Here is a 24,771-nt window from a genome sequence, read left to right as displayed (position 1 = left end):
ATGCAAAACAACCGATACCACAAACAAATCCAACTGCCCGAAATTGGTCTTTCGGGTCAGGAAAAAATAGCCAACGCTAAGGTTTTAGTCGTTGGTGCCGGTGGTTTGGGTTGCCCCGTTTTGCAAAGTTTAGTAGCCGCCGGCGTCGGGCATATCGGCATAGCCGATGGCGATTTAATTGAGGAAACCAATTTGCACCGGCAATTTTTATTTACCGGTAACGATATTGGAAAAAATAAAGCCGTTGTGGCCAAAGCGGTCATGTCGAAGCAAAACCCGGAGGTTAATGTCGAGGTGTATCCAATACATTTTACAACATTAAACGCTTTTGAAATTGTTTCCGATTATCATATTATAGTCGATTGTACCGACGACAATACCACGCGATATTTGATCAACGATATTGCGTTGGTCAAAAATATTCCGATGGTGTATGCAGCTGTTCACCGATTTGAAGGGCAACTTTCGGTCTTTAATTATGCGAATGGACCAACATATCGTTGCCTGTTTCCGGAGCGCAAGAACCATTTCACAACCAACTGTAATGACAGCGGTGTTTTAGGCGTTGTCCCTAACGTATTGGGGGTGATGCAGGCCAATGAAGTCTTAAAAATAATTTTGGGAATCGGTGACGTGCTGAGCGGAACATTGCTTTTGGTCAACATGTTGAACAATGCTACTCAGACCTTACACTGTTCGGTACAAGACGCCCAAAAAACCATTGGCATGCAAAACGGATTAGCCGTTTTCCATCAGTTACTGAACAGTGGTATCGGAGCGGTTTCGGCCAATGATTTTTTGGCGGAAGCCACACAAACTCACAGTTTGATTATTGATATTCGAGAACGTTATGAAGAACCGCAATTGGACATAGAATGTATTCGAAAAGTGCCTTTGGCACAGTTGGAAGATTTTCTGAAGACTATTGATCGAAACCAAAGAATCATCCTCTTTTGTCAAGAAGGCAATCGCAGTAAACTAACCGGTGAGTATTTAATACAAAACGGTTTCACCAATGTGGCTCATTTGTCCAATGGGGTGGAATCCTTACTTAAAATCAATGCAGACCACTAAATAATGATAGAAAAAACTAAAAAAAACTGCTTTCATAGCGGAGCCATTGCAGCGGAATTCATCGGGAATTCGATAGCCAAACACCAAACTAAAACCAGTATCGGCGCGCATCAAATTTTCTTGGGACAAGTACGGGCCGATATCATAGACGGAAAAGAAGTAAAAGCCATCGAATACACGGCGTATGAAGCCATGGCCGAGAATGTTCTCCACGACATTCGGGAAGTGGCTTTTGACCGATATGATTTGACCTGCATGCACATTCACCATAGTTTGGGTGTTGTCAAGGCCGGTGAAATTTGTTTGTTTGTTTTTGTGTCGGCTTCAAGGCGCAAAGCGGTGTTTGACGCTATAACCTTCATAGTGGAGGAAATTAAAGCCAAAGTCCCGATTTTCGGAAAAGAAATCTTTGAAGACGATACCTATGTCTGGAAAAAAAATACCTAAATTATGGTCGATATTACCCATAAAATAACCACACTCCGCACAGCCACTGCGCAAGCTTTGGTCAAAGTTGGTTCTGCAGCAACAATACAAGCGGTTTTGGATAAAAAAGTACCCAAAGGCGATGTGCTTGAAGTGGCTCGTGCCGCGGGTTTATTTGCCGTAAAAAACACGGCTAATGCCATTCCGGATTGTCACCCGATGCCGATTGAGTACACGGGTATTCACTTCGAGTGTTTTGAGGATTTTATCCAAATCGAAGTATGTGTCAAAACCATTTACAAAACCGGCGTTGAGGTCGAAGCCATGCACGGCGCTTCTATAGTAGCACTGACGTTGTATGATATGTTGAAACCCATTGACAAAAACGTAGAAATCGCCACAATCAAATTATTACATAAAAAAGGCGGTAAATCCGATTTTGGCACCAAAGAAAATCCTAACTTGAATGTAGCGGTGCTTGTTTGTTCCGATAGTGTTTCGGCCGGAACCAAAGAAGACACTTCGGGTAAGATTATTACCGAAAAACTCGAGCAATTGGGATTGGTTATTTCCCAATACGATATAATCCCCGATAAGATTTCGGATATTCGAAGTAATATCCAAAATCTGATTGAACACAAAACCGATTTGATAGTCCTAACCGGCGGTACCGGATTGTCTCATAACGATGTCACCCCCGAAGCGGTGATCCCATTATTAGACCGACGCATTCCGGGGATTGAAGAAGCGATTCGCGCTTACGGACAAGAGCGAACACCTTATGCTATGTTGTCGCGCAGCGTTGTTGGGTTTAAAGGCGATACTTTGATTATGGCGCTACCCGGTTCGGTGGGCGGTGCTTCCGAATCCATTGATGCCGTGTTTCCGTCGGTGTTGCATTTGTTTAAATTGCTGAACGGATACGATCATGGAAAATAAGGGCAACTTGCTGGATTCTCATGGGCGTGAACACAACTATTTGCGCATTTCAATTACCGAACATTGTAATTTGAGATGCAGTTACTGCATGCCCGAGGAAGGCATTGCCTTAACACCCAAACCGCATTTGATGACTGCAGAAGAGATTGTTTTCATCGCCCAAACATTTGTCGGTTTAGGCGTCACCAAAATTCGGCTAACGGGCGGGGAACCTTTGGTTCGCAAAGATGCCAAAACAATCCTTCAGAAATTGGGGCAACTCGGCGTCGATTTATCCCTTACCACCAATGGGATTTTGGTACCCGATTTTATCCCAACGTTCAAAGAGGCAGGGATTCACACCATCAACATCAGTATTGATAGTCTGGTGAAAGAAAAATTCAATCGAATTACCCGGCGAAACTATTTTGATACCGTATTGGAAAACATGACGTTACTGCTTCGGGAAGGATTTAAAGTCCGACTGAATGTGGTATTGATTAAAGACTTTAACGACAATGAAATTCTCGATTTTATTCGTTTAACGAAAACCGAAAACCTCAAAATCCGCTTTATTGAATTCATGCCCTTCAACGGAAATCACTGGGATAAATCCAAATTGGTTTCGTATGCCGAGATCATGTATACCATTCAAACGGAATACGCTCTTTCCGAAATCGAGCGCTTAACCGATGCCCCGAATGACACCGCTAAAAATTTCAAAATTGCTTCATATGCGGGCAGTTTTGCCATTATCAGTTCGGTGACCAATCCGTTTTGCAGTACGTGTAACCGTATTCGGCTTACGGCCGACGGGAAACTGAAAAACTGTTTGTTCTCCAATTCCGAGACCCCTTTGTTGCCAACCCTACGCAACGGAGATTCTATTTTGCCCTTACTTCAACACAATCTTCAATCCAAAAAAGCAGTCCGTGCCGGTATGGATGACGACCTCAAATTTCAAAATCCGGAGCTGTTTTCTCAAAACCGCAGTATGATTGCCATCGGCGGTTAAATTTCAAATCAATATTTTTTAATAAAACTTGTAAATTTTTTAATTAAATTTATATTTGCAGGTTCGCCTATGCGAAAAAAACAATTTTATAACATTGCAAGAAAGAATACTATATAGTCAAAACGTTTGGGTTGACGGAAAATTACAACCGGCCACCGTTCATATTCAAAACGGAACCATTTCCAATATTCATTTCAATAAACGTGACACTGCTGAAGATTTTGGCGACTTAGTCATTATGCCCGGCGTGATTGATGTGCATGTGCACGTCAACGAACCCGGTCGTACCGAATGGGAAGGTTTTGAAACCGCCACGCAAGCCGCCGCCGCCGGAGGAACAACCACAATTATTGATATGCCTTTGAATGCGAGTCCGGTTACGACTACCTTGGCTGCCTTTGAAGATAAATTAGCTTCCACGCAAGGTAAAATGAATATCAACGTGGGGTTTTATGCCGGATTGGTTCCCGGCAATGCGACGCATTTGGAAGCGATGTTGCAAGCCGGAGTAGTAGGCGTGAAGTGTTTTTTAACGCATTCCGGAATTGACGAATTCCCCAACGTTACCGAGAAAGATTTAGACGAAGCCATGCCCATCATTGCAAAATACAAGGTGCCATTGTTAGCGCATTGTGAGTTGTATGATACTGAGGTCGACTGTGGTTTTAATGAAAATCCAACAAGTTATCAGCACTATTTGGCCAGTCGCCCGAAACAATGGGAAAACGATGCCATTGCTTTAATGATTCGAAAATGCCGCGAACACAATTGCCCGGTACATATCGTACATGTGGCTTCCGCCGAGGCGTTGGCTCAAATTGAAGCCGCCAAAAAAGAAGGCTTGCCCATCACGGCTGAAACCTGTACGCAATACATTTATTTCAATGCGGAATCCATACCTGATGCGAGTTGTATTTACAAATGTGCGCCGCCCATTCGGGAGAAAGCCAACAACGACCAATTAAAACAGGCGTTTTCAACGGGTGTTTTAGATTTTCTAACCACCGATCATTCGCCGGCGCCGCCAAGCATCAAAGAAATGGAAAGCGGTAACTTAAAAAAGGCCTGGGGCGGCATAGCCGGAATTCAGTTTTTATTGAGTGGTTCGTGGACAGCGATGAAAGAGACACTGACTTTAGAACAGTTTATACCGTTAGTTACCGCTAAGCCTGCCGCTTTTTGTAAGGCGAAGAAAAAAGGCACTATTGCGGTTGGCTTTGATGCCGATTTGGTTATTTGGAATCCTAATGACAGCGAAATCATCAGGGAAGAAGGTGTTTTTTTTCGATATAAAATCAGTCCGTATATCGGACAAAACTTGAGCGGCATCGTGGCTGAGACCATCGTTAACGGCGAAACGGTGTATCAAAATAAATTTATAAAAAATAAAAATAAAGGACAATGGCTTTTACAAAAGTAACCGAAATCATCAAGGAATCCCCCGCATTTACACAGCTAACCGATTTGGCCGCCGAGGGTTTGGGCGGAAAAGTGGTGTATGCGACCGATGATTTTTTTGCCGAAAAGGAAAATTTAATCAAACCGACCCGCGGGGTCTTTATTGCCGATAAATATACTGATCGCGGCAAATGGATGGACGGTTGGGAAAGCCGTCGCAAAAGAACACCGGGTCACGATTGGGCGGTTATTCAGTTGGCCACTTCGGGGAAGATCAAAGGCTTTGACATCGATACCAATTTCTTTTTAGGGAATCATCCGCCGCATGCTTCGATTGAAGCGATTTATTTGGAAAATGCCGATGGGATTACCGATTGGGATGGTTTGGCATGGACAGAAATCTTGCCGAAATCGCCTTTGGATGCCGGTTCGCAAAACTTTTACGCATGTGAGAGCCATGAAATTTACACGCACCTGCGTTTACACATTTATCCCGATGGTGGCGTAGCCCGATTCCGAGTGTATGGCGAGGTGTTTAAAAATTGGGATACTTTCGATGCATCGCAAGAATTGGATTTGGCGGCAGCCATTAATGGCGGTCAGGCGATTGCGTGTAATGATATGTTTTTTAGCGCCATGAGCAATTTGATTATGCCGGGACGCGGTGTGAATATGGGCGACGGTTGGGAAACCAAACGAAACCGAACCCCGAACAACCGCGATTGGGTGATTTTAAAATTAGCGCACCAAGGAATTGTGAACCGAATTATAGTAGACACCTGCCACTTCAAAGGCAATTATCCCGACAGTTGTTCCCTTGAAGGCTGTGTTTCTTCGGGTGACGATTTGACAAATGCCGAATGGAAAACACTATTGCCGCAACAAAAACTAAGCGCCGATTACATTCACGAATTCCGTTCGGAAGTGCAAGCAATCGGAGCGGTTACCCACGTTCGTTTGACTATTTTTCCCGATGGCGGCGTGAGCCGTTTGCGACTTTTTGGTAAAATCAACAAATAAACAGTTTGAATACATTTATACTTAGCATATTGTATGTGATTTATTTCAGCGTCTTGATTACGCTGGGCTATATCTCTTATAAAATGCCGAAAATTAAGGTCAGTAAAGCCGATGATGATACGGAAGAAACTCAGGAAATAAAAAAAACCAGCCAAAATTATATCTACACCGGAATTTTATTGGCTATAGTCGGCATTTTGGTAAACACCTATTTTTTGGTTGAAGGCACGCCCTTGGAAAGTCACATGATGGAATGGCTCAATATTGTCATTCGATTGATGCATATTACTTTCGGTATAGCCTGGATTGGGGCGTCGTTTTATTTTGTGTTTTTGGAAAATGCTTTGAATCGCACCGAGGAGGTACGCGACGAATTGGCCGGAAATTTGTGGGCCGTCCACGGCGGCGGGTTTTATTATTTGGAAAAATATAAAATCGCGCCCAAAACGATTCCGAAGCGCCTGCATTGGTTCAAATACGAAGCCTATTTTACGTGGCTTTCCGGATTTTGTTTGCTGTTTGTAGTGTATTATTTCAACGCTTCGGCTTTTTTAATCGACAAGAATGTTTTCGATATTACAGTGACGCAGGCCATTCTTACCGGAGTCGGTTCGTTTGTAGTGGCCTGGTTAATCTACGACCAAATGTGCAAATCAGCTTTAATCCGAAACCAAGTAGCGTTTGCCTTGGTTGGTTTTGCGTTATTGGTTGGTTTTGCGTGGTTTTATTGTCATGTGTTTAGTGCGCGAGCGGCGTATATTCACTTCGGAGCCATGATAGGCAGTTTGATGGTCGCCAATGTGTTTTTCGTGATTATTCCGGCGCAGAAAGCCATGGTAGCTGCGGGGAAATTGGGTCAACCGCTCGACCCGACTTTAGGGAAAAAAGCCTTAGCACGTTCGTTACACAACAACTATTTTACCCTGCCGGTGTTGTTTGTGATGGTGAGTAACCATTTTCCGTCTACCTTTGGGTATGAGTATCCGTGGTTGATGTTAGCGATTATCTCCTTGGGTGCGGCAGGCGTGAAGCACTATCTGAATTTAAAAGAAAAGAAACAGCTCAACGTTTGGATATTACCGGTTTCGGTGGTGATTTTGTTGTCGGCTTGTTTTATTTCGGCGCCGAGCACCAATCCGAATGCGTGTAAAGAAGAAGTGACCATAACGCAAGTTCAGGAAATTATACAAAAACGTTGTACGCAATGCCATTCGTCATCACCAACCGATGACACCTACAAAGTGGCTCCCAATGGCGTGATGTATGACACGCCAGAAGATATCGTTAAGAAAAAAGATTTGATTATGCAGCGTGTAGTGATTACCAAAACGATGCCGCAAAATAACAAAACCAACATGACCGATGAGGAACGAAATCTCATTCGCTGTTGGATAGAACAAGGCGCCAGCTTGAAATAAAATAGTATGACTTTACAAGAATTTAATACGCTCGACAAACTAACCGCGCGTCAACATTTGTTTGACTGTTGCGGTTCGACGCGCTGGGTCGATGGGATGATGTCCCATTTTCCGTTTGCGTCGGAGAAACAATTGGTAGATTGCGCGGCAACCCTATGGTATGACGAATGCAATGAAGCCGATTGGCGCGAATCGTTTACCCGTCATCCGAAAATTGGTGATGTGAAAAGCCTGACCGAAAAATTCGCGGGGAAAGAACAGGCCGGAGTGACTGTTGCGACTCAAGAAACGATACAAGCTTTGGCCCAAGCCAATACCGATTATGAAGCCAAAAACGGTTTTATTTTTATCGTTTGTGCCACCGGAAAATCGGCTGAGGAAATGCTGCACATTTTGGTTGATCGATTGCAAAATACGCCCGAGGAAGAAGTACGTATTGCCATGGGCGAGCAACAAAAAATCAGTATCATCCGATTTAAAAAATTACTGTCGGAAGGTGATTTTCGTTTTTTGAAAGTGAGTCAGATTACGACGCATGTGTTGGACACTTCGGTAGGTTTGCCGGGCAAAGCGATTTCCATTCGTTTGCAAGCTAAAAGAAACGGTGTTTGGCAAACCCTGGCGCAAGGTATCACCAATGCCGACGGTCGCATACCCGATTTATTGCCGCCCGAAAGACATTTGAAGCCCGATACCTACAAAATGGTTTTTGATACCGGAAGTTATTATGCCCGTCAAAACCTGAAAACGTTTTATCCGGAAGTAGCGATTCAATTCACCACCTTCGACGAAACCCATTATCATGTGCCGTTGTTGGTAAATCCTTTCGGGTACAGTACCTACCGCGGAAGTTGATTTAACATGAAAATGTCTTAGCCCCGATAGCAGCGTAAATCCTTTGGCGGCGGTGTCCGACGACAAAGATTGCAGCGTATAGCGGGATTAGCTTTTAAAAATAATTTAAAATGTATAATGTATAATTCAAAATAAGTAAGATGACCATTCCGCAACATAAAAAAGAGCAATTGTTTCAAAGTTTAAGCCAAGCAAACAATACATTTAACGAAATATATCCCGGAGACCGCAGCGAACGTCAACCCGTACATACGTTGTATGGCGGTGCCAATTTATTCAAATCGGATGCGCCGATAGCTTTAGGGCGTCGTGCCCTGGAAATTCTGGAAACCTATGCACCCAATCACGAAGTCTTCGGTAAGGCTTTCGGGTTAACCGGCGGTTCCGATTTTAGCAAACGCATTTACGACAAAGTGGTGGCCAAGCTTAAAACTGAAGCCATCGAGGATTTTCGTATTGATTTTGAAGACGGATACGGCAACCGCAGTAACGAAGAAGAAGATGAAACAGCGGTAACGGCCGCTAAAGAAGTGGCTAAAGGCATGCGCGACAAGACCCTTTCTCCGTTTATAGGCATTCGGATTAAGCCGTTTACCGAAGAGATGAAAGAACGCGGTTTGCGCACTTTAGATATTTTTCTGTCGACTTTGGTAAAGGAAACCGGCGGAGCCTTGCCCGATAATTTTGTGGTGATGTTACCCAAAGTAACCATCCCGGAACAACCCGAAACGTTGGCACATTTCTTTACAATTTTGGAAGAAGAATTAGGCTTAGCCAAAGGTGTTTTGAAGATGGAAATGATGGTGGAAACCACGCAAGCCATCATGGCCATTGACGGCACCAATCCGTTGTATAAGTTTATCAAAGCGGCACAGGGAAGATGTATTGCGATGCATTTCGGAACCTATGATTACACGGCCAGTTGCAGTATTACCGCCAAATATCAGGAAATGGACCATCCGGTGTGCGATTTTGCGCATCACATGACAAAAGTGGCCTTAGCCCATACCGGCATTTGGCTGAGTGACGGCGCTACGAATACGATGCCTATTGGTCCGCACCGAGGCGATTTGACTCCGGAGCAGGAAGAAGAAAACCGTCAGGTGGTGCACCGCGCCTGGAAAAAAGGATACGACCATATTCGTCATTCGTTGTGGAACGGCTATTACCAAGGCTGGGATTTGAATCCGGCGCAATTCCCAATGCGTTATGCGGCTGTGTATGCCTTCTTTTTAGAAAGTTATGACGATGCCGTAGAGCGTTTGAAAACTTTTGTGGAAAAGGCGGCCCGAGCGACATTAATTGGCGATGTTTTTGATGATGCCGCTACCGGACAAGGATTGTTGAATTATTTTTTACGTGCGCTGAATAGTGGTGCGATTACCGAAGAGGAAGTATTGGCCACGGGTTTAACATTGGAAGAAATTCGAGGACGTTCTTTCAAGAAAATCTTAGAGAACCGAAAAGCAAAGTAAGTAGCGTTACCCGTTAAATAGTATACCCAAATCGTGAAAGTGATTTGGGTATTTTTTTGGTATTTAATTAACAGTCTCGCTGTTAATAAGTTTGTGATTTCGCTGTGATGCGCAATGTACTTTTAAGTAAATTTAGTAAGACTAACCATTCATGATTTTTCATGATTTAAAACTACATGTATGAGAAAACTAATCGCAGAATTTTTTGGTACGTATTGGCTTGTTTTTGGCGGATGTGGCAGCGCTTTGTTTGCGGCCGGATTTCCCGGTTTAGGCATCGGATTTGCCGGAGTTTCCCTGGCTTTCGGGTTAACGGTTTTAACCATGGCTTATGCCGTCGGGCCTATTTCGGGCGGCCATTTTAACCCGGCGGTATCGTTCGGACTTTGGGCCGGTGGTCGTTTTTCGGGGAAAGAATTATTCCCTTATATTGTGGCGCAATGTTTGGGTGGCATTGTGGCTGCCGGAACCTTACTTTTTATTCTTTCAGGGAAAGCCGGTTTTGCGATTGACAACACCAAACCCGGTGCGTTTGCCACCAACGGATACGGTGCCTTTTCACCCGATGGCTATTCGATGGAAGCGGCTTTTTTGGCGGAGTTTCTGTTAACGATGTTCTTCGTACTCATCATCATTGGTGCCACCGATAAATTGGCCAACGGCAAATTCGCCGGTATTGCCATTGGTTTAGCGCTCACGTTAATTCATCTCATCAGTATTCCCATAACGAATACTTCGGTCAATCCGGCACGCTCTACCTCCCAGGCTGTCTTTGCTCAAGGCGAATCATTATCGCAGTTGTGGCTCTTTTGGGTCGCGCCGATAGCCGGGGCATTGTTGGGCGGGTTTATTTACAGACTGTTATTAGATAAAAAAGAAACGTTATAATTGATTTTTTGGATTTTGCTAAAGAGAAAAGAATGCCTTTTATTCTTTTCTCTTTATTTTTGTGAAATGAGTTCCCTTTTTCCCAGAGACGCCATCAATTTTGCCGTTCCGGATGCCGAAATTGTATATTTCCCTGAGTTTTTTGAGACACTTCAGGCCGATGATTTTTTGGAACGATTGAAAAATGATATTCCGTGGCAACAAGATCATATCACGGTGTATGGTAAAACCCATCCGCAACCCCGATTGACTGCTCTTTTCGGAAATGAAGGGAAACCGTATTCGTATTCTAACATCGTCATGCAGCCTCATGCTTGGAATCCCTTATTAATGTTTATCAAAACTAAAATCGAAGAAGTGTGCCCCGAAAACTTTACCACTGTGTTACTCAATTATTACCGCGACGGCAAGGATAGCAACGGTTGGCATGCCGATAACGAACGAGAACTGGGAAGAAACCCTGTTATCGCTTCAGTAAGTTTCGGGGCCGAACGCGTTTTTCATTTGCAGCACAATACGATAAAAGAGGAAAAGCTTAAAATTACATTAGAACACGGCAGTTTACTTTTAATGAAAGGCACGACACAGCATTTTTGGAAACATCAAATTCCGAAAACGTCCAAAGAAATCGGCCCCAGAATCAATCTCACGTTTCGCATCCTTAAGTAAAAGGAGATTTCATTATATTTGAAATAAAAACGAGCGATGGAAACCCTCATTTCTTATTTTGAAAGTATTCCTTCTTCACACCGGGCTCTGATTTTGGCCGGCGGCATTGCCTTATTTTGGCTCATAGAATCGGCAGTGCCTTTTGTGAAGTTTAAGTACAACAAATGGCAACACGCCGGCATTAATATATTTTTTACACTTACCACCATTGTGGTTAATTTTTGTTTGGCCTTTATTTTAATCCGTACCGCGCAATGGACGGTTGACCATCAGTTTGGTCTGCTTCATTGGTTGCCCGAAATGAGCAGCTGGCTTTTTACCGTTACCGGACTTTTATTATTGGATTTTATTGGTGCGTATTTGGCCCATTTAGTAGAACACAAAGTCCGTTTTTTATGGCGTTTTCACCTCATTCATCATACCGATACTTGGATTGACACCACTTCGGGAAACCGCCATCATCCCGGTGAAAGCGTAATTCGGTTTGTTTTTACAACGATTGGCGTTTTATTAGTAGGCTGTCCGATGTGGTTGGTTTTTCTGTATCAAACATTGTCAGTCGTTGCCACTCAGTTTACACATGCCAATATTGCCTTGCCGAAAAAAGCAGACAAAATCATAAGCTATGTGTTGGTGTCTCCTGATATGCACAAAGTGCATCATCATTATGTTTTACCATTTACTGACAGCAATTATGGCAATATTTTTTCGGTTTGGGATCGTCTTTTCGGGACCTTCAGAACGCTTGATCGCGAGCAAATTGTATATGGGGTTGACACACACATGAAGCCGGAGGAGCACAATAAACTGGCCAATTTGCTGGCGATACCTTTTCAAAAATACCGCTCGCCGCAATCTGAAGAATAAAAAATATAAGGGTTCAAATGACAACTAATTATTTTTTTTAGTAATATTGGTTGACCAATACACTAGTTGAAATCTATTTATTAAAATACTTTTACAGTAATGAAAAAAAGTAAACGAGTAGAACTTGACAGCGAACAAATTGAAAGAGTTGTCAGTATGGCTCAAGAGGAGCGCAAACCTTTTGAAGTGATTAAAGAAGAATTCGGACTCACCGAAAATGAAGTAACCGAATTAATGCGCAAAAGGTTATCCAAAGATAATTTTGAGCTTTGGAAAAAGAAGGCTACGGGAAGTAAGCCCAAACCCAAGCCAATTATTGATGATTTTGACGACGATTTAGACAGCAAATACTATATCAAAAATAAATTTGATTAAAAATTAACTCTTGTTCAACAAGAGTTTTTTTATTTATTATCGATTTTTGAAAGATGAAATCGCTGCAGTTTACACCCAATCAAATAGATCGAATTATCGAAATGGCATGGGAAGATCGTACGCCTTTTGAAGCGATTACGTATCAGTTTGGGTTATCGGAACAAGAAACCATAGCCTTGATGCGTCGCGAACTGAAACCATCGAGTTGGCGGTTGTGGCGCCAGAGAGTGCAGGGGAGAGCCACCAAACACGCCAAACTGAGAGGCCAAGAAACCGGTCGTTTCAAATGTTCCCGCCAAAAAGCCATCTCTCAAAATAAAATTTCCAAAAGGTAAAGCGCTCTTTTAGTTAATCAATTCTAAAAAATTAACATTTCATGTAACTATTGCTTACATTTGGGGACTTATGACAAAATTTTAAATCATCCGAAATGAAAAAACTATTTTTATTTGCTTTCACCATTGCTTCGGTGTTGAACTACAATGTTTCGGCTCAAAAAAAAGCAACGGTCCAGGAAGTTAAAGTGGCCATCAATTTAAACGAAGTGAAAGACGATAAGTTAATGGTTACTATCACACCGCCGACCATCACGGCCACAGAAACCACATTTCACATCCCCAAAACAGTACCCGGAACTTATTCGGCTGACAATTACGGAAAGTTAATCGAAGATGTAAAGGCGTACAGTAAAAGCGGCAAGGAGTTGATGGTGACCAAAACGGATGAGAATTCTTGGAAAATAAGCAATTCCAATACTTTGGCTAAAGTAACCTATTGGGTAAATGATACCTACGATACCGAAACCGGGAGAGGATTCGGGAAAGACGAAATCTTCTCACCGGCAGGAACGAATATCGATGCAGGGAAAAATTTCATGCTCAACAACCACGGTTTCATCGGGTATTTTGAAGGGAAGTTAGATATTCCGTACAATGTTACCATACAACATCCGGCTACATTATTTGGCTCGACGTCTTTGGTAGATTTAAACAAAAGCGACACGATTGATAACTTCAAAACCGATAGATATTTCGAATTGGTGGACAATCCGATTATGTATGCCAAACCCGATTATGTTACCTTTACCGTTGACGGTATGGAAATTTTGTTCAGTGTGTATTCGGCTAACGGAGTGCATACGGCAAAATCGCTTTTGGCCGATTTAGAGAAAACCATGCGCGCCCAAAAAGCCTTTTTGGGTCCCATCAACAACAACAAAAAATACACGGTTTTACTGTATTTGTCTGATATGTCGAAACCCGATGCAAAAGGATTCGGAGCTTTAGAGCACCATACTTCCACCACGGTGGTTTTCCCCGAAATGATGCCGGCTTCGGCCTTAGGGGAACAAATTAAAGATGTGGTTTCTCATGAATTTTTCCACATCGTAACCCCATTGAGCATACATTCTAAAGAGATTCAGTATTTTGATTATAACAATCCGAAAATGTCGAAGCACTTGTGGATGTACGAAGGCGTTACGGAGTATTTTGCCAATTTATTCCAAGTGAATCAAGGGCTTATTAATGCCGATGAATTTTACCAAAGAATGCAAAGCAAAATCAATAATGCGGCTGCGATGAATGATACCATGTCGTTCACCGAAATGAGTGCCAATGTTTTGGTACAACCGTATAAAGATCAGTATTTGAATGTATATGAGAAAGGAGCGCTGATAGGAATGTGTATTGATATTATTATCAGAGAAAAAAGCAACGGAGCGCGAGGGATATTAGATTTGATGCAAAAATTGTCTAAAGAATTCGGGCCTAACAAGCCGTTTAATGATGATGAATTGTTTGCCAAAATTACGGCGCTTACCTATCCTGAAGTCGGAGCCTTTTTAGCGACGCATGTGGCCGGAACCACACCTATTCCGTATGATGAGTATTTTGCCAAAGTGGGCGTTAACAAAGCCAAACTAGGCGTGCCGGTAAATCCGTTTTTAAAGGATCAATCCACGCCGTATATCACGGTAAACGGGGCTACTAAAGAAATCAGCGTGTTGGATACACCACAACTGAATGATTTTATGACCGGTTTAGGATTAAAAGGAGGCGATGTTATTGTGGCTATTAATGGTACGAATTACAATTTAGACACTATTTACGACATGATTATGACGAGTCAGACATGGAAAGCTGATGATCCGATTACCATCAAAATAAAACGTGGCGGAAAAGAGCAAACCCTTACCGGTAAAGTAAAATTAGCCATGGATGAGGTAGAAGGTTACCAATTAACCGATACCGCTAAAGAAAAATTAAACCAAGCTTGGTTGACCGGAAAATAATCCGTTCACGTAGATATATTTTAAACCTCAATCGGGAAGCCCGATTGAGGTTTTTTTAGTATTATTGCCAAAAATTACAACCATGCGAAATCTGCTCTTCCCTGTGTTTTCTCTAATTTTGTTAGTGTCATGTTCTGAGAAAAAGTCGGATAAAAACTTTGTATTGTCGGGTAATATCAAAGGGTTAAAAAACGGAACCTTGTATATTCAAAGGATTAAAGATACTGTTTTAGTGCCGATTGATACCATTACAATTGACGGAGATTCCCATTTTACCAGTGCCTTTAATTTAGATTCGCCCGAGATGTTGTACTTATTTTTAGACCGAGGTGTCACTAATTCATTGGATAACAATATTTCTTTTTTTGCCGAAAAAGGCAATATGAATATTGAGACTTCGCTCGATTATTTTACCGCTGATGCCAAAATCACCGGCTCTAAAAATCAGGCTTTATACGAAGAGTACCGCAAGGTGATTTCCCGCTATACGGATCAAAACTTAAGTTTAGTTGAAAAGAAGTTCAAAGCATACAAAGAAGGAAAACTGGATGCTGTGGCCAAAATGGAGAAGGAGCAGGAAGGGATTACGTTACGCCGTTATTTGTATACCACCAATTTTGCAGTGAATAATGGGAAGTATGAAGTGGCTCCGTACGTGGCTTTAGCGGAGATTTATGATATCAATTTAAAATATTTGGATACTATTCAAAAGGCCATGTCGCCCAAAGTAGCGCAATCGCTTTACGGTAAAAAGCTCAACGAATTTATAACCCAACGCCAAAAAGCCGAAAAATAAAGTACTTTTGTTTGTTACCCATATACAAATGAAAGACATCCTTCTCATAACGCCACCGTTTACACAACTCAATACTCCGTATCCGGCCACGGCCTATTTAAAAGGATTTTTAAATGCTAAAAGGATTCCTTCTTTCCAAATGGATTTGGGAATAGAAGTAATTTTAACGGTCTTTTCCCGTAATGGATTAACCGATTTGTTTGCCCAATGTAGGCCGCCGGAATCGGCGAATGCCACGCTGATTTTTAATCTCAAAGAGACTTACATTCAAACCGTTGATGCGGTTATTGCTTTTTTACAAGGTCAAAATCAAACCTTAGCGCGCCAAATTTGCAGTGGTCATTTTTTGCCCGAAGCCTCGCGCTTTGCGCAACTGGATGATATGGAATGGGCTTTTGGCTCTATAGGGATGCAGGACAAGGCCAAGCATTTGGCTACCTTGTATCTTGAGGATATATCCGATTTCATTGTAGAATGTGTTGATGCCAACTTCGGGTTCAGTCGTTACGCCGAACGACTGGGCAGAAGTGCCAATTCGTTTGACGAACTATATGCTAATTTGCAACGCAACCCAACTTATTTTGACAAAATCACACTGAAAATTTTAGAGGAAAGAGTCAAGACCATAAACCCGAAATTGATTTGTTTTTCGGTGCCGTTTCCCGGAAATTTATACAGTGCGTTTCGTTGTACTCAATTCATCAAAGCCCATTTTCCGAAAATCAAAACCGCTATGGGCGGCGGTTTTCCCAACACGGAACTTCGCGAGATAAAAGACAATCGTGTTTTTGAATTCTTCGATTTTATTACGCTGGATGATGGTGAATTACCGATTGAACTTCTGCACCATCATATTCAAAATCCGGAAGCCAACGAGTTCAAACGAACATGGGTTCTCGAAAACCATCAAGTGGTTTACAAAAGTAATACTATTCGACCCGATTATAAACAAAGCGAAGTGGGCACGCCCGATTATTCCGATTTGTATTTGGAGCAATACATTTCGGTTATTGAAATCGCCAATCCGATGCACAGTTTATGGAGTGACGGAAGATGGAACAAGCTCACTATGGCGCATGGTTGTTATTGGGGAAAATGTACTTTTTGTGATATCTCACTCGATTATATTAAACTGTACGAGCCGATAGCGGCTAAATTATTGGTAGATCGTATGGAAACCATAATGGCACAAACCGGAGAATCGGGCTTTCATTTTGTAGATGAAGCCGCGCCGCCGGCTTTGATGCGCGAATTGGCTTTGGAAATTTTGCGTAGAAAACTCACGGTAACGTGGTGGACCAATATTCGATTCGAGAAAAGTTTTACCCGGGATTTGTGTGTTTTGCTTCAAACTTCGGGGTGTATTGCGGTTTCGGGCGGATTAGAGGTGGCGTCCGATCGACTGTTGGAACTGATTCAAAAAGGCGTCACCGTAGCACAAGTAGCTCAGGTAACCCGAAATTTCACCGAAGCCGGGATTATGGTTCATGCGTATTTGATGTATGGCTACCCAACACAAACCGTACAAGAAACCATCGATAGTCTCGAAATGGTGCGTCAGTTGTTTGAAATCGGAGTGTTACAATCGGGGTTTTGGCATCAGTTTGCCATGACTGCTCATAGTCCGGTTGGCATGTTCCCGGAACAGTTTGGTGTAATTCCGGAGATGAAGCCCATCACTTTTGCCAACAACGACATCCAATTTAAAGATCAAACGGGAATTCATCACGACCGATTCAGTTTCGGTTTGAGGAAGTCGCTTTTCAATTACATGCATGGGATAGGGTTTGATTATGATTTGCAGGAATGGTTTGATTTTAAAATTCCGAAAACCAAAGTGACTCCGAATTTTATTCGTCAGTGTTTGGACCAAAACGAATTGAGTACCGTGAAGCCTACTGCCAAGATAATTTGGTTGGGAAGAATACCCTCGGTAGAGTCTTTTATAAGATCGAAAAAAGGGCAATCCAAAACGATGTTCCGTTTGACTTTTTATGATAAAAAAGGAATGTTTGAAGTGACAACAGAAACCGAACTCGGAAATCAGCTCCTTGATGTTTTGGATTCATTAACACAGCAGCGTTTGAAACCGATGAATTATGCCGAATTGAAAGCTTATTTTGAATCCCGTTTCACAGATTTTGAATTCTTTTGGCATTCAAAACCAATGCGTTTGCTCAGAGAGTACGGATTACTGTTAGTCATTTAACAATACTTAAAGAAATCTTAATGACTTTTTCACTAACTTTATTCTTTCTCTTCTAACTTTTTAATTTAAATTTATTCTCATTTTTTAGGCAAACTGAATGACAGTTAAAAAAACATTTCCTAAAATTCTCTGGTTGATTATCTCTTCCAGTATCTTTTTTATCCTGTTGTATTCTGCTTTGTTTTATTATACTAAAAAAGCAGAAGGGCAAGTGTATAAGGATTCTGTAGAGCAATTTGACAACGAAATCCACAAATTACTGGATTTAGAATCCAAACCGGTATTGGTGGCAATAAACAACGATACCAACTGGGATGAGTTTGTTAACTTTACTAAAACCAAGGATTCCGAATGGTTTAATGAGACCATTGGGAACGAGCTCGAAATTTACGATGCAGACTATTTAGGTGCTTATGGTGCAAACAAAGAATTTATCATCAGAACTCCCACACCTCGTATCAAAACACTCGATTTTATCCCGAAACAGGTGATGGAAGCCCTCAAAACCGAAGGTATAAGAAAGTTTTATTTGAAAATACCGGAAGGCGTTGTTGAAGTCACCGGAGCAGCTATTCATCCTTCCGATGATCCGCTTAAAAAAAAGTCTAAAGCATCGGGTTATTTTTTTGTTGTTCGTTTAATGGATGCAGAATTCATCAAAAATTTAGCGCATATTACCAGCGCTAAGGTTTTTTTAGAAGCTCCTGATTTTGATGTAAAAACAGAAAGAGAGACAATTTCCAGTGTTTTTTTGTTGCGAGATTCCCAAAGTAAAGTCATCGGCAAATTAATTTTTAAACGAAATTTTGAAGTGTATTTTGAGAATACCATCAATATGTTATACCTCATTATTGTTGCCTTTTTTGCCATTTTGTTGCTGAATTTGATTTACACCCGACGTTTTGTTTACTATCCGCTCGATTTGGTTCGCCGCGTTTTAGAAACCGGCAACAAAAAAGCCATTAAATTGCTAAAAGAATCGAACGGAGAGTTTAGTTACATTGGTAATTTATTTGAGGAAAATAACAATCAGAAACTCGAATTGATTACGGCTAAAATCAAAGCCGAAGAAAGTGATCGGTTAAAGTCGTCTTTCTTAGCCAATTTATCACACGAGATCAGAACACCGATGAATGCCATCAATGGATTCACGGATTTGATTCTGAATACCGATATCAATGAGACGGAGAAGGTAGAGTATTTGAACGTAATTGAAAAAAGCGGTAAAAATTTGGTTTCCATCATTGATGATTTGATTGAAATGTCTAAGATTGATTCGAATCAAATTGTGCCCAACTATTCACCGGTTAATTTAGAGTCATGTGTCAACGAATTGTATGAAACCATTAAGGTTACCATTTCTAATAAAGCGATTGAATTTATATTGATTAAAAGTTCAATGCCGGCCCAATTTAATGTGATTACGGATGAAATTAAGTTAAAGCAGGTCATCATTAATTTGTTAACCAATGCCATCAAGTTTACCGATGCCGGAATGGTTACTTTTGGTTATGAGATTGACGAAAAGAATAGCTTAATTCATTTCACGGTTAGAGACACCGGATTGGGTATCGATGAAACCCAACATAAAAATATTTTTGACCGATTCAAAAGAGTTGACAGCGATGTCTCCATCAAAGCCGGAGGTTTAGGTCTGGGATTGGCTATCTCCAAAGCCTATGTCGAATTGCTGGGAGGCAAAATAGCATTGGAGTCAAGAGTGGGTGAGGGATCAACATTCTATTTCTCTACACCGCTCGAATACGCCAAAGTAGAGCACATTATGGTTCGCCCTGTAAACGATGAAGAGCAAGTCAAAACAGAAAGAAAACTTATTTTAATAGCCGAAGATGATAATATCAACTTCTTGCTGTTCCAAAAAATGATGCAAAACAAAAACTTCGATATCATCAGAGCTATAAACGGTCAAGAAGCGGTCGAAATTTGTTTGGGAAACCCCGGAATAGATTTGGTATTGATGGATATTAAAATGCCCATAATGAACGGGTTTGAAGCGATGGATCAAATACGACCCATGCGTCCGCATTTACCCATTATTGCCCAAACCGCCTATTCGTCTTCGGAAGATAAAGCTAAAATTGAGAAAGCCGGTTTTACCGATTACATCACAAAGCCATTAAACAGAGCGCGTTTGTTTGAATTGATAAACAAATATTTGGAAAAAGAAAATGAATAGATTTTACTGGATTTTTCTGTTCGGATTGGTAACAGCTACCGGTTTTTCCCAAGTACCTGAATCGGTCTCCGATTCCGTAGCTACCGAAAAAAAATGGACGATTACTGTAGATTTAATAAGTCGTTATCTTTGGCGTGGTCAATGTTGGGGTGGCAATTATATAGCAGTTCAGCCGAGCTTAGAGTATGCGGTTACACCAAAACTTACTTTGGGTTTTTGGGGTACTACCAATTTTAAGAAAGATTACTTTTACCCCGACGGTGTTTCGGCCTATAAAGGATATCAGGAAATTGATGTTTACTTGTGCTATCAGGTAAACGACTTTTTTCAAATACAACTTTGGGATTATTTTTGGCCTTCTGTGAGTAGAGTAGAAGGGGTTAATAACGGCTATTTTAATTACGGCAATGATAGTTGTAAAACCGTTGACGCTACTTTGTATTTTGATTTTTCCGAAGGCTATCGATTTCCCTTTAATGCTACGGTAAGTACGCTGGTCGCCGGAAACGATTTCAGGTATGATGCTAACGGCGAAAACCCGAAACAAAATTTCACCACTTATCTTGAGTTGGGTTATACGTTTACTTTTTTTGAAAACACCAAAGTTAAAGTTCTTCGGAATCTTGAAGTTTTGCCGGTAGTAGGAGCGGTTTTAAATAACAAGGCGGCCTATTATACGTATGCCGATTACAATAAGGTTTCTTTTGTGAATTTAGGAATTGGCGCCGGAAAAGAAGTCGATTTTGGAAATGGACTTACTATGCCGGTTTCGTTGACGTATACCCATAACGCAGCCACAAAAAACACGGAGCTTTTCGGTAAAGATTTTTTGGTGGCTACCGTGAGTTTGAGTTATTAAACCGGTTCGCCGTACAAATCAAATTCGGTGGCGTCTATAATTTTTACCTGTACAAAATCACCTGTTTTTACATAAAATTTGGCGGCATCAATTAACACTTCATTGTCCACATCCGGGCTGTCAAATTCAGTTCGGCCTACAAAGTGTTGGCCTTCTTTTCGGTCGATAATACACTTAAACGTTTGACCAATTTTTTCCTGGTTTAAATCCCAGGAAATCTGCGATTGTAAGTCCATGATTTCAGCCGCACGCGCTTGTTTTACTTCTTCCGGAACATCATCTTCCAATAGATAAGCATGTGTGTTTTCTTCATGTGAATAGGTAAAACAGCCCAGGCGCTCAAACTTCATTTCTTGTACCCAATCGCGCAGGGTTTCAAAATCTTCCTGAGTTTCTCCGGGGTAGCCCACAATTAAAGTAGTACGAATAGCCATACCGGGTACTTTTTCGCGGAACTCTTTTAAGAGTTTGGTGGTTTTTTCTTGTGTTGTACCGCGGCGCATGGATTTCAGGATATTGTCGGAAATATGTTGCAACGGAATGTCGATGTAATTGCAAATTTTAGGTTCGCGTTTCATTAAATCGAGCACATCCATCGGGAAACCGGTCGGAAAAGCATAGTGCAATCGAATCCATTCAATACCTTCCACTTTTACCAAATTCTCTAACAGTTCGGCTAAATTTCTTTTCTTGTACAAGTCTAAACCGTAATAGGTTAAATCTTGAGCGATCAGGATGAGTTCTTTAACCCCGTTTTTAGCCAAGCCTTCGGCTTCTTTGACCAGTTTTTCTATAGGTTGCGAAACGTGTTTTCCTCTCATAATGGGGATAGCACAAAAACTGCACGGACGATCACAGCCCTCGGCAATTTTTAAATAAGCATAATTTTTAGGTGTGGTAGTCAAACGCTCACCCAGCAATTCATGTTTGTAATCGGCGCCTAATGCTTTGAGTAATAGCGGTAGCTCGGTTGTGCCGAAATATTGGTCTATATTGGGAATCTCTTTCTCTAAATCCGGTCGGTATCGTTCTGATAAACAGCCGGTCACAAAAACTTTATCAACAATGCCTTTTTCTTTTTTGTCGGCGTATTCTAAAATAGTATTTACCGATTCTGCTTTGGCATTATCAATAAAACCACAAGTGTTGATGACTACAATGTTGCCTTCTTGCTCATGTACCACATCCTTACCACTGGCTTTAAGTTGTCCCATTAAAACTTCGCTGTCGTAGGTATTTTTCGAACAACCCAAGGTGATTACATTGATTTTGTTTTTCTTTAAAGATTTAGTCCTCATAGATTTATCCGTCATTTATGGAAAAGTGTGCAAAATTACGCTTTTATTTTCAATAAGTTTTCGACTTTTAAAAATAAAAAAAACCATCTCGCAGAGATGGTTTTGAATGAGGTTACCACTTATGATTAAAAATTGATTGAGTAGCTGATGGTAATATTGTTGTTGTATCGGCTGATTCTTGCCGGATCGGTCATGCCGGAAGAAAGAAATGCCTGATTCATTTTTCTGTGGTCGTACGAATACGCTAAATCGATTCTGTTTTCGCCGAAAGTATAGCCGATTCCTCCGGAATAACCGGTTAAATCACCAAAATTTTGGTCTACTTTATACGGACTCTCATCAAAACGGTACCCGGCTCTTAAACTAATTTGTTTGATTTTATACTCGGCACCTACTCTAACTTCAATAGCATTATCAAGGGCATTAGTCATGAAACGATTGATATCATTATAATCTCTTTTAGGTTTGATTCGCGTATTACTGTAGTCTTTAGTAGATACATCGACACTGATTAAACCTCTTTTCTTGTAAATGTAAGCCAAACTACCTGTCCATTTTCCGGGTGTTTGAACTGTATACGGCAAGTAGGTAATGGGGTCGTGATAAGAATAGGAATCAAAATTACTTCCGTTGGACTCAATGCGATTAGTACCGACGCCTTGCTGCAATTCATCAGTTAGTCTCAACCATGTAGGCGATTCATAAGCGAGTCCGACACGTAAACTTTCAATAGGTTTTACAATAGCCCCCAAATTGAAAGAGAATCCTGAGCCGGTGGTCCATAGTCGGTTGTCAAATAAGACTTCGGTGATTGTGGAACGTCCCGGATTCAATGCATTTTCGTTACTTTCATAAACCGAAAACAGTTTTTCAATATTTACGAAATGAAAATTTAAATTTCCTCCTAAAAACAGGATGTCTTTATAGGCTGCAGAAAAGTTGCCCGACAGTTTACCGTTGTAACCTGTTGACAAAACCTGATTTTCCTGATAGTAATTACCGCCTGCGGGAATATTGGAAATGTAAGAAGTGTTGCCTGGAGTATCAACAGCCGGATCAAAGATATAAGTATCATAACCTAAATACGCTTGTTGTTCGTAAAAATTTAAGTCATAAAAGCTATAGTTTGATAGCGTATTAGTCGGAATTCCTTGTGCAATATTGACAAAATAATTGCCAATAGAATTGTATGGATTAGTTCCGGCCGAAAACGTGGCGTTGTTTAAGTTGTTTACATTATCATAATTCAAAGCAAATGCTATTTTGTTCCATTTACTGTTTGTGTCCTTGAAAACAAATACGGCCCCAATTTGATTAAGATCTAAAGTGCTGTCTGTTTCATGGGTAGCTGTCCCATAATAAAGCGATTTGTTTTTGGCATTGTAAAGTGACCCGGTTACAGTTGCGAAATTGTTGTTGAAAAAAATCGATCCTGCAGGATTTACATTAATAGCTGACATGTCGCCGCCTACTGCGCCAAAGGCGCCTCCCATAGCCCTAAAGCGTGCTGTTCCTGTCAAATTGTCTACGGCTAATCGTATGACATCGTCGGCAGTTGTTTCTTGAGCCCAAGCTGAATTGAACGAAATTCCGGTTAATAATAATAGTAAATACTTTTTCATAGTTGCTTTTTAATTTGTATTCAAAAAAAAGCCTATGCTGTTGTGAACAAAAGCATAGGCGTTGTGTTTTTATCTTCTGCCGCCACCGCCTGATGACCTTCCGCCACCGCCGCCGAATCCGCCTCCGGAACTGGATCTTCCGCCACCGTAATTACCACTTGGTGTGTAAGAACGGGTAGGAGTGCTGGATTCAGTTCTTACATTTCGGGGTTGCGTAGTGGAGTTGTAATTGCTGTTTGGCCTTGGTGAGCTATTGGTGTTTGTTCTCGTTGGGGTTGTGGTATTTCTGGTACCGTTGAAATTACTGTTTCGAGTACCGTTAAAGTTACTTCTTGTTCCGTTGAAACTATTACTTCTCACACCGGTATTGTTGTAAATGCTGTTTCGAGTACCGTTTCTTACCCCAAATCGGTTACCGTAGTACCCATAAGAACCGCCTCTTCTTCCTCCGTTGTAATGACCATAATAATGAGGATAACCATACCAATTGTTAAAGCCGTACCAACCCGGGCCATACCAACCGGCCCAGCCCCAGTTCCAGCCCCAATTCCATCCCCATCCCCATCCGGGACCGTACCAACTGTTCCATCCCCAGTTCCAATAAGGTCCGTACCAACTGTTCCAACCCCAGTAATTTCCGTACCAATAGTTGTTCCAATATCCATACCCCCAATTATTGTCGTAAACATTTATGGTTACTGATTGCGGGTTACTACCCCAACCGGCGTTATCGGTGTTTACATCTGATTTATTGATAGAGTCGTTGCCAACAGTGCTGTAATTTTCTACATCTGTAAATGCTTTTGCTTCTTTATTTAAATCGCTGAAATATTCTTGATATTTATTACTCTGGGAATTGGATACGGTTTCCCTTTTTTGGGTTTCAGAGTTTCCATAAACTCCATCAGAATCATAATAGGAACTGTTTTGGTAAGAACCACATGAGACGAGTACAATGGCCATCATTCCCAAAAGGGAAAAAAAGGATAATTGGTTACGGGAAGGATAATAACTTTTCATATCAATAGCATTTTTATTGTTGGACTATACAAAAATAGTTAGTTTTGCGGAACTATTTAGTTAAAAAAAGTTAAACAAT

At 41.4% G+C, this 24,771-nt stretch carries 22 protein-coding genes; 19 read left to right on the top strand and 3 right to left on the bottom strand.

Annotation, left to right across the window (positions count from 1 at the left end):
* The 19 genes from QHT84_RS09385 to QHT84_RS09295 all read left to right on the top strand — a co-directional run bounded on the left by QHT84_RS09385 (position 1) and on the right by QHT84_RS09295 (position 20,752).
* Positions 1-1,074 (top strand): HesA/MoeB/ThiF family protein, encoded by a 1,074-nt coding sequence (locus QHT84_RS09385; RefSeq protein WP_283239302.1) that lies wholly within the window; start codon positions 1-3, stop codon positions 1,072-1,074.
* Positions 1,075-1,077: 3 nt separating this feature from the next.
* A complete protein-coding gene (locus tag QHT84_RS09380) occupies positions 1,078-1,521 on the top strand; it encodes a molybdenum cofactor biosynthesis protein MoaE (RefSeq protein ID WP_283239301.1) in 444 nt (147 codons plus the stop codon).
* 3 nt (positions 1,522-1,524) lie between these two features.
* Positions 1,525-2,439, top strand: a complete 915-nt coding sequence (moaCB, locus tag QHT84_RS09375; RefSeq protein WP_283239300.1) for a bifunctional molybdenum cofactor biosynthesis protein MoaC/MoaB — start codon at positions 1,525-1,527, stop codon at positions 2,437-2,439.
* The gene (moaA, locus tag QHT84_RS09370; RefSeq protein ID WP_283239299.1) at positions 2,429-3,433 is read left to right on the top strand and encodes a GTP 3',8-cyclase MoaA; all 1,005 of its coding nucleotides are present in this window, start codon (positions 2,429-2,431) and stop codon (positions 3,431-3,433) included. The genes moaCB and moaA overlap by 11 nt, the downstream gene beginning before the upstream one ends.
* A 94-nt stretch (positions 3,434-3,527) precedes the next feature.
* Positions 3,528-4,853, top strand: coding sequence for an allantoinase AllB (gene allB / locus QHT84_RS09365; RefSeq protein WP_283239298.1), 1,326 nt, complete (start codon positions 3,528-3,530; stop codon positions 4,851-4,853).
* A complete protein-coding gene (gene alc / locus QHT84_RS09360; protein ID WP_283239297.1) occupies positions 4,835-5,851 on the top strand; it encodes an allantoicase in 1,017 nt (338 codons plus the stop codon). The genes allB and alc overlap by 19 nt, the downstream gene beginning before the upstream one ends.
* A 5-nt stretch (positions 5,852-5,856) precedes the next feature.
* Complete coding sequence (locus QHT84_RS09355; RefSeq protein WP_283239296.1) at positions 5,857-7,269, top strand: urate hydroxylase PuuD; 1,413 nt, start codon at positions 5,857-5,859, stop codon at positions 7,267-7,269.
* A 6-nt stretch (positions 7,270-7,275) separates the two neighbouring features.
* A complete protein-coding gene (uraD, locus tag QHT84_RS09350) occupies positions 7,276-8,124 on the top strand; it encodes a 2-oxo-4-hydroxy-4-carboxy-5-ureidoimidazoline decarboxylase (protein ID WP_283239295.1) in 849 nt (282 codons plus the stop codon).
* A gap of 140 nt (positions 8,125-8,264) precedes the next feature.
* Positions 8,265-9,599, top strand: coding sequence for a DUF6986 family protein (locus QHT84_RS09345; RefSeq protein ID WP_283239294.1), 1,335 nt, complete (start codon positions 8,265-8,267; stop codon positions 9,597-9,599).
* A gap of 180 nt (positions 9,600-9,779) precedes the next feature.
* Positions 9,780-10,487, top strand: coding sequence for an aquaporin Z (gene aqpZ, locus QHT84_RS09340; protein WP_283239293.1), 708 nt, complete (start codon positions 9,780-9,782; stop codon positions 10,485-10,487).
* A 66-nt stretch (positions 10,488-10,553) separates the two neighbouring features.
* Positions 10,554-11,156: an alpha-ketoglutarate-dependent dioxygenase AlkB family protein gene (locus tag QHT84_RS09335; protein WP_283239292.1), complete on the top strand. Its 603-nt coding sequence runs from the start codon at positions 10,554-10,556 to the stop codon at positions 11,154-11,156.
* A 36-nt stretch (positions 11,157-11,192) separates the two neighbouring features.
* Positions 11,193-12,023: a sterol desaturase family protein gene (locus QHT84_RS09330; RefSeq protein WP_283239291.1), complete on the top strand. Its 831-nt coding sequence runs from the start codon at positions 11,193-11,195 to the stop codon at positions 12,021-12,023.
* A 99-nt stretch (positions 12,024-12,122) separates the two neighbouring features.
* Positions 12,123-12,398, top strand: a complete 276-nt coding sequence (locus QHT84_RS09325) for a TIGR03643 family protein (protein WP_283239290.1) — start codon at positions 12,123-12,125, stop codon at positions 12,396-12,398.
* 53 nt (positions 12,399-12,451) lie between these two features.
* The gene (locus tag QHT84_RS09320) at positions 12,452-12,733 is read left to right on the top strand and encodes a TIGR03643 family protein (RefSeq protein WP_283239289.1); all 282 of its coding nucleotides are present in this window, start codon (positions 12,452-12,454) and stop codon (positions 12,731-12,733) included.
* Between the two features lie 95 nt (positions 12,734-12,828).
* Complete coding sequence (locus QHT84_RS09315) at positions 12,829-14,691, top strand: M61 family metallopeptidase (RefSeq protein ID WP_283239288.1); 1,863 nt, start codon at positions 12,829-12,831, stop codon at positions 14,689-14,691.
* 82 nt (positions 14,692-14,773) lie between these two features.
* The gene (locus QHT84_RS09310; RefSeq protein ID WP_283239287.1) at positions 14,774-15,487 is read left to right on the top strand and encodes a DUF4369 domain-containing protein; all 714 of its coding nucleotides are present in this window, start codon (positions 14,774-14,776) and stop codon (positions 15,485-15,487) included.
* Between the two features lie 28 nt (positions 15,488-15,515).
* Positions 15,516-17,696: a B12-binding domain-containing radical SAM protein gene (locus tag QHT84_RS09305; protein ID WP_283239286.1), complete on the top strand. Its 2,181-nt coding sequence runs from the start codon at positions 15,516-15,518 to the stop codon at positions 17,694-17,696.
* Positions 17,697-17,793: 97 nt separating this feature from the next.
* Positions 17,794-19,893, top strand: a complete 2,100-nt coding sequence (locus tag QHT84_RS09300) for an ATP-binding protein (RefSeq protein WP_283239285.1) — start codon at positions 17,794-17,796, stop codon at positions 19,891-19,893.
* The gene (locus tag QHT84_RS09295; RefSeq protein WP_283239284.1) at positions 19,886-20,752 is read left to right on the top strand and encodes a TorF family putative porin; all 867 of its coding nucleotides are present in this window, start codon (positions 19,886-19,888) and stop codon (positions 20,750-20,752) included. The genes QHT84_RS09300 and QHT84_RS09295 overlap by 8 nt, the downstream gene beginning before the upstream one ends.
* Here QHT84_RS09295 and rimO read toward each other — a convergent pair.
* From rimO to QHT84_RS09280, 3 genes are all read right to left on the bottom strand, one after another.
* Positions 20,749-22,050, bottom strand: coding sequence for a 30S ribosomal protein S12 methylthiotransferase RimO (gene rimO / locus QHT84_RS09290; RefSeq protein WP_283239283.1), 1,302 nt, complete (start codon positions 22,048-22,050; stop codon positions 20,749-20,751). The two genes, QHT84_RS09295 and rimO, sit on opposite strands and share 4 nt — an antisense overlap.
* A 125-nt stretch (positions 22,051-22,175) precedes the next feature.
* Entirely contained in the window at positions 22,176-23,672 is a 1,497-nt protein-coding gene (locus QHT84_RS09285; RefSeq protein ID WP_283239282.1) for an OmpP1/FadL family transporter, read from the bottom strand.
* Between the two features lie 69 nt (positions 23,673-23,741).
* Positions 23,742-24,692, bottom strand: a complete 951-nt coding sequence (locus tag QHT84_RS09280) for a hypothetical protein (protein WP_283239281.1) — start codon at positions 24,690-24,692, stop codon at positions 23,742-23,744.
* Positions 24,693-24,771 lie beyond the last annotated feature (79 nt).

The sequence above is a fragment of the Flavobacterium sedimenticola genome, from assembly GCF_030053345.1.
Classification (GTDB): domain Bacteria; phylum Bacteroidota; class Bacteroidia; order Flavobacteriales; family Flavobacteriaceae; genus Flavobacterium; species Flavobacterium sedimenticola.
The sequence above is the reverse complement of the archived record's forward strand: the minus strand, read 5'-3'. Positions and strand labels throughout refer to the sequence as shown.

Bases quoted from the DNA above. Each gene is read 5' to 3' on its own strand.
- QHT84_RS09385 (WP_283239302.1), top strand. From the start codon at position 1: ATGCAAAACAACCGATACCACAAACAAATCCAACTGCCCGAAATTGGT.
- QHT84_RS09380 (WP_283239301.1), top strand. From the start codon at position 1,078: ATGATAGAAAAAACTAAAAAAAACTGCTTTCATAGCGGAGCCATTGCA.
- moaCB (WP_283239300.1), top strand. From the start codon at position 1,525: ATGGTCGATATTACCCATAAAATAACCACACTCCGCACAGCCACTGCG.
- moaA (WP_283239299.1), top strand. From the start codon at position 2,429: ATGGAAAATAAGGGCAACTTGCTGGATTCTCATGGGCGTGAACACAAC.
- alc (WP_283239297.1), top strand. From the start codon at position 4,835: ATGGCTTTTACAAAAGTAACCGAAATCATCAAGGAATCCCCCGCATTT.
- uraD (WP_283239295.1), top strand. From the start codon at position 7,276: ATGACTTTACAAGAATTTAATACGCTCGACAAACTAACCGCGCGTCAA.
- QHT84_RS09345 (WP_283239294.1), top strand. From the start codon at position 8,265: ATGACCATTCCGCAACATAAAAAAGAGCAATTGTTTCAAAGTTTAAGC.
- aqpZ (WP_283239293.1), top strand. From the start codon at position 9,780: ATGAGAAAACTAATCGCAGAATTTTTTGGTACGTATTGGCTTGTTTTT.
- QHT84_RS09335 (WP_283239292.1), top strand. From the start codon at position 10,554: ATGAGTTCCCTTTTTCCCAGAGACGCCATCAATTTTGCCGTTCCGGAT.
- QHT84_RS09330 (WP_283239291.1), top strand. From the start codon at position 11,193: ATGGAAACCCTCATTTCTTATTTTGAAAGTATTCCTTCTTCACACCGG.
- QHT84_RS09325 (WP_283239290.1), top strand. From the start codon at position 12,123: ATGAAAAAAAGTAAACGAGTAGAACTTGACAGCGAACAAATTGAAAGA.
- QHT84_RS09320 (WP_283239289.1), top strand. From the start codon at position 12,452: ATGAAATCGCTGCAGTTTACACCCAATCAAATAGATCGAATTATCGAA.
- QHT84_RS09315 (WP_283239288.1), top strand. From the start codon at position 12,829: ATGAAAAAACTATTTTTATTTGCTTTCACCATTGCTTCGGTGTTGAAC.
- QHT84_RS09310 (WP_283239287.1), top strand. From the start codon at position 14,774: ATGCGAAATCTGCTCTTCCCTGTGTTTTCTCTAATTTTGTTAGTGTCA.
- QHT84_RS09305 (WP_283239286.1), top strand. From the start codon at position 15,516: ATGAAAGACATCCTTCTCATAACGCCACCGTTTACACAACTCAATACT.
- QHT84_RS09300 (WP_283239285.1), top strand. From the start codon at position 17,794: ATGACAGTTAAAAAAACATTTCCTAAAATTCTCTGGTTGATTATCTCT.
- QHT84_RS09295 (WP_283239284.1), top strand. From the start codon at position 19,886: ATGAATAGATTTTACTGGATTTTTCTGTTCGGATTGGTAACAGCTACC.
- rimO (WP_283239283.1), bottom strand. From the start codon at position 22,050: ATGAGGACTAAATCTTTAAAGAAAAACAAAATCAATGTAATCACCTTG.
- QHT84_RS09285 (WP_283239282.1), bottom strand. From the start codon at position 23,672: ATGAAAAAGTATTTACTATTATTATTAACCGGAATTTCGTTCAATTCA.
- QHT84_RS09280 (WP_283239281.1), bottom strand. From the start codon at position 24,692: ATGAAAAGTTATTATCCTTCCCGTAACCAATTATCCTTTTTTTCCCTT.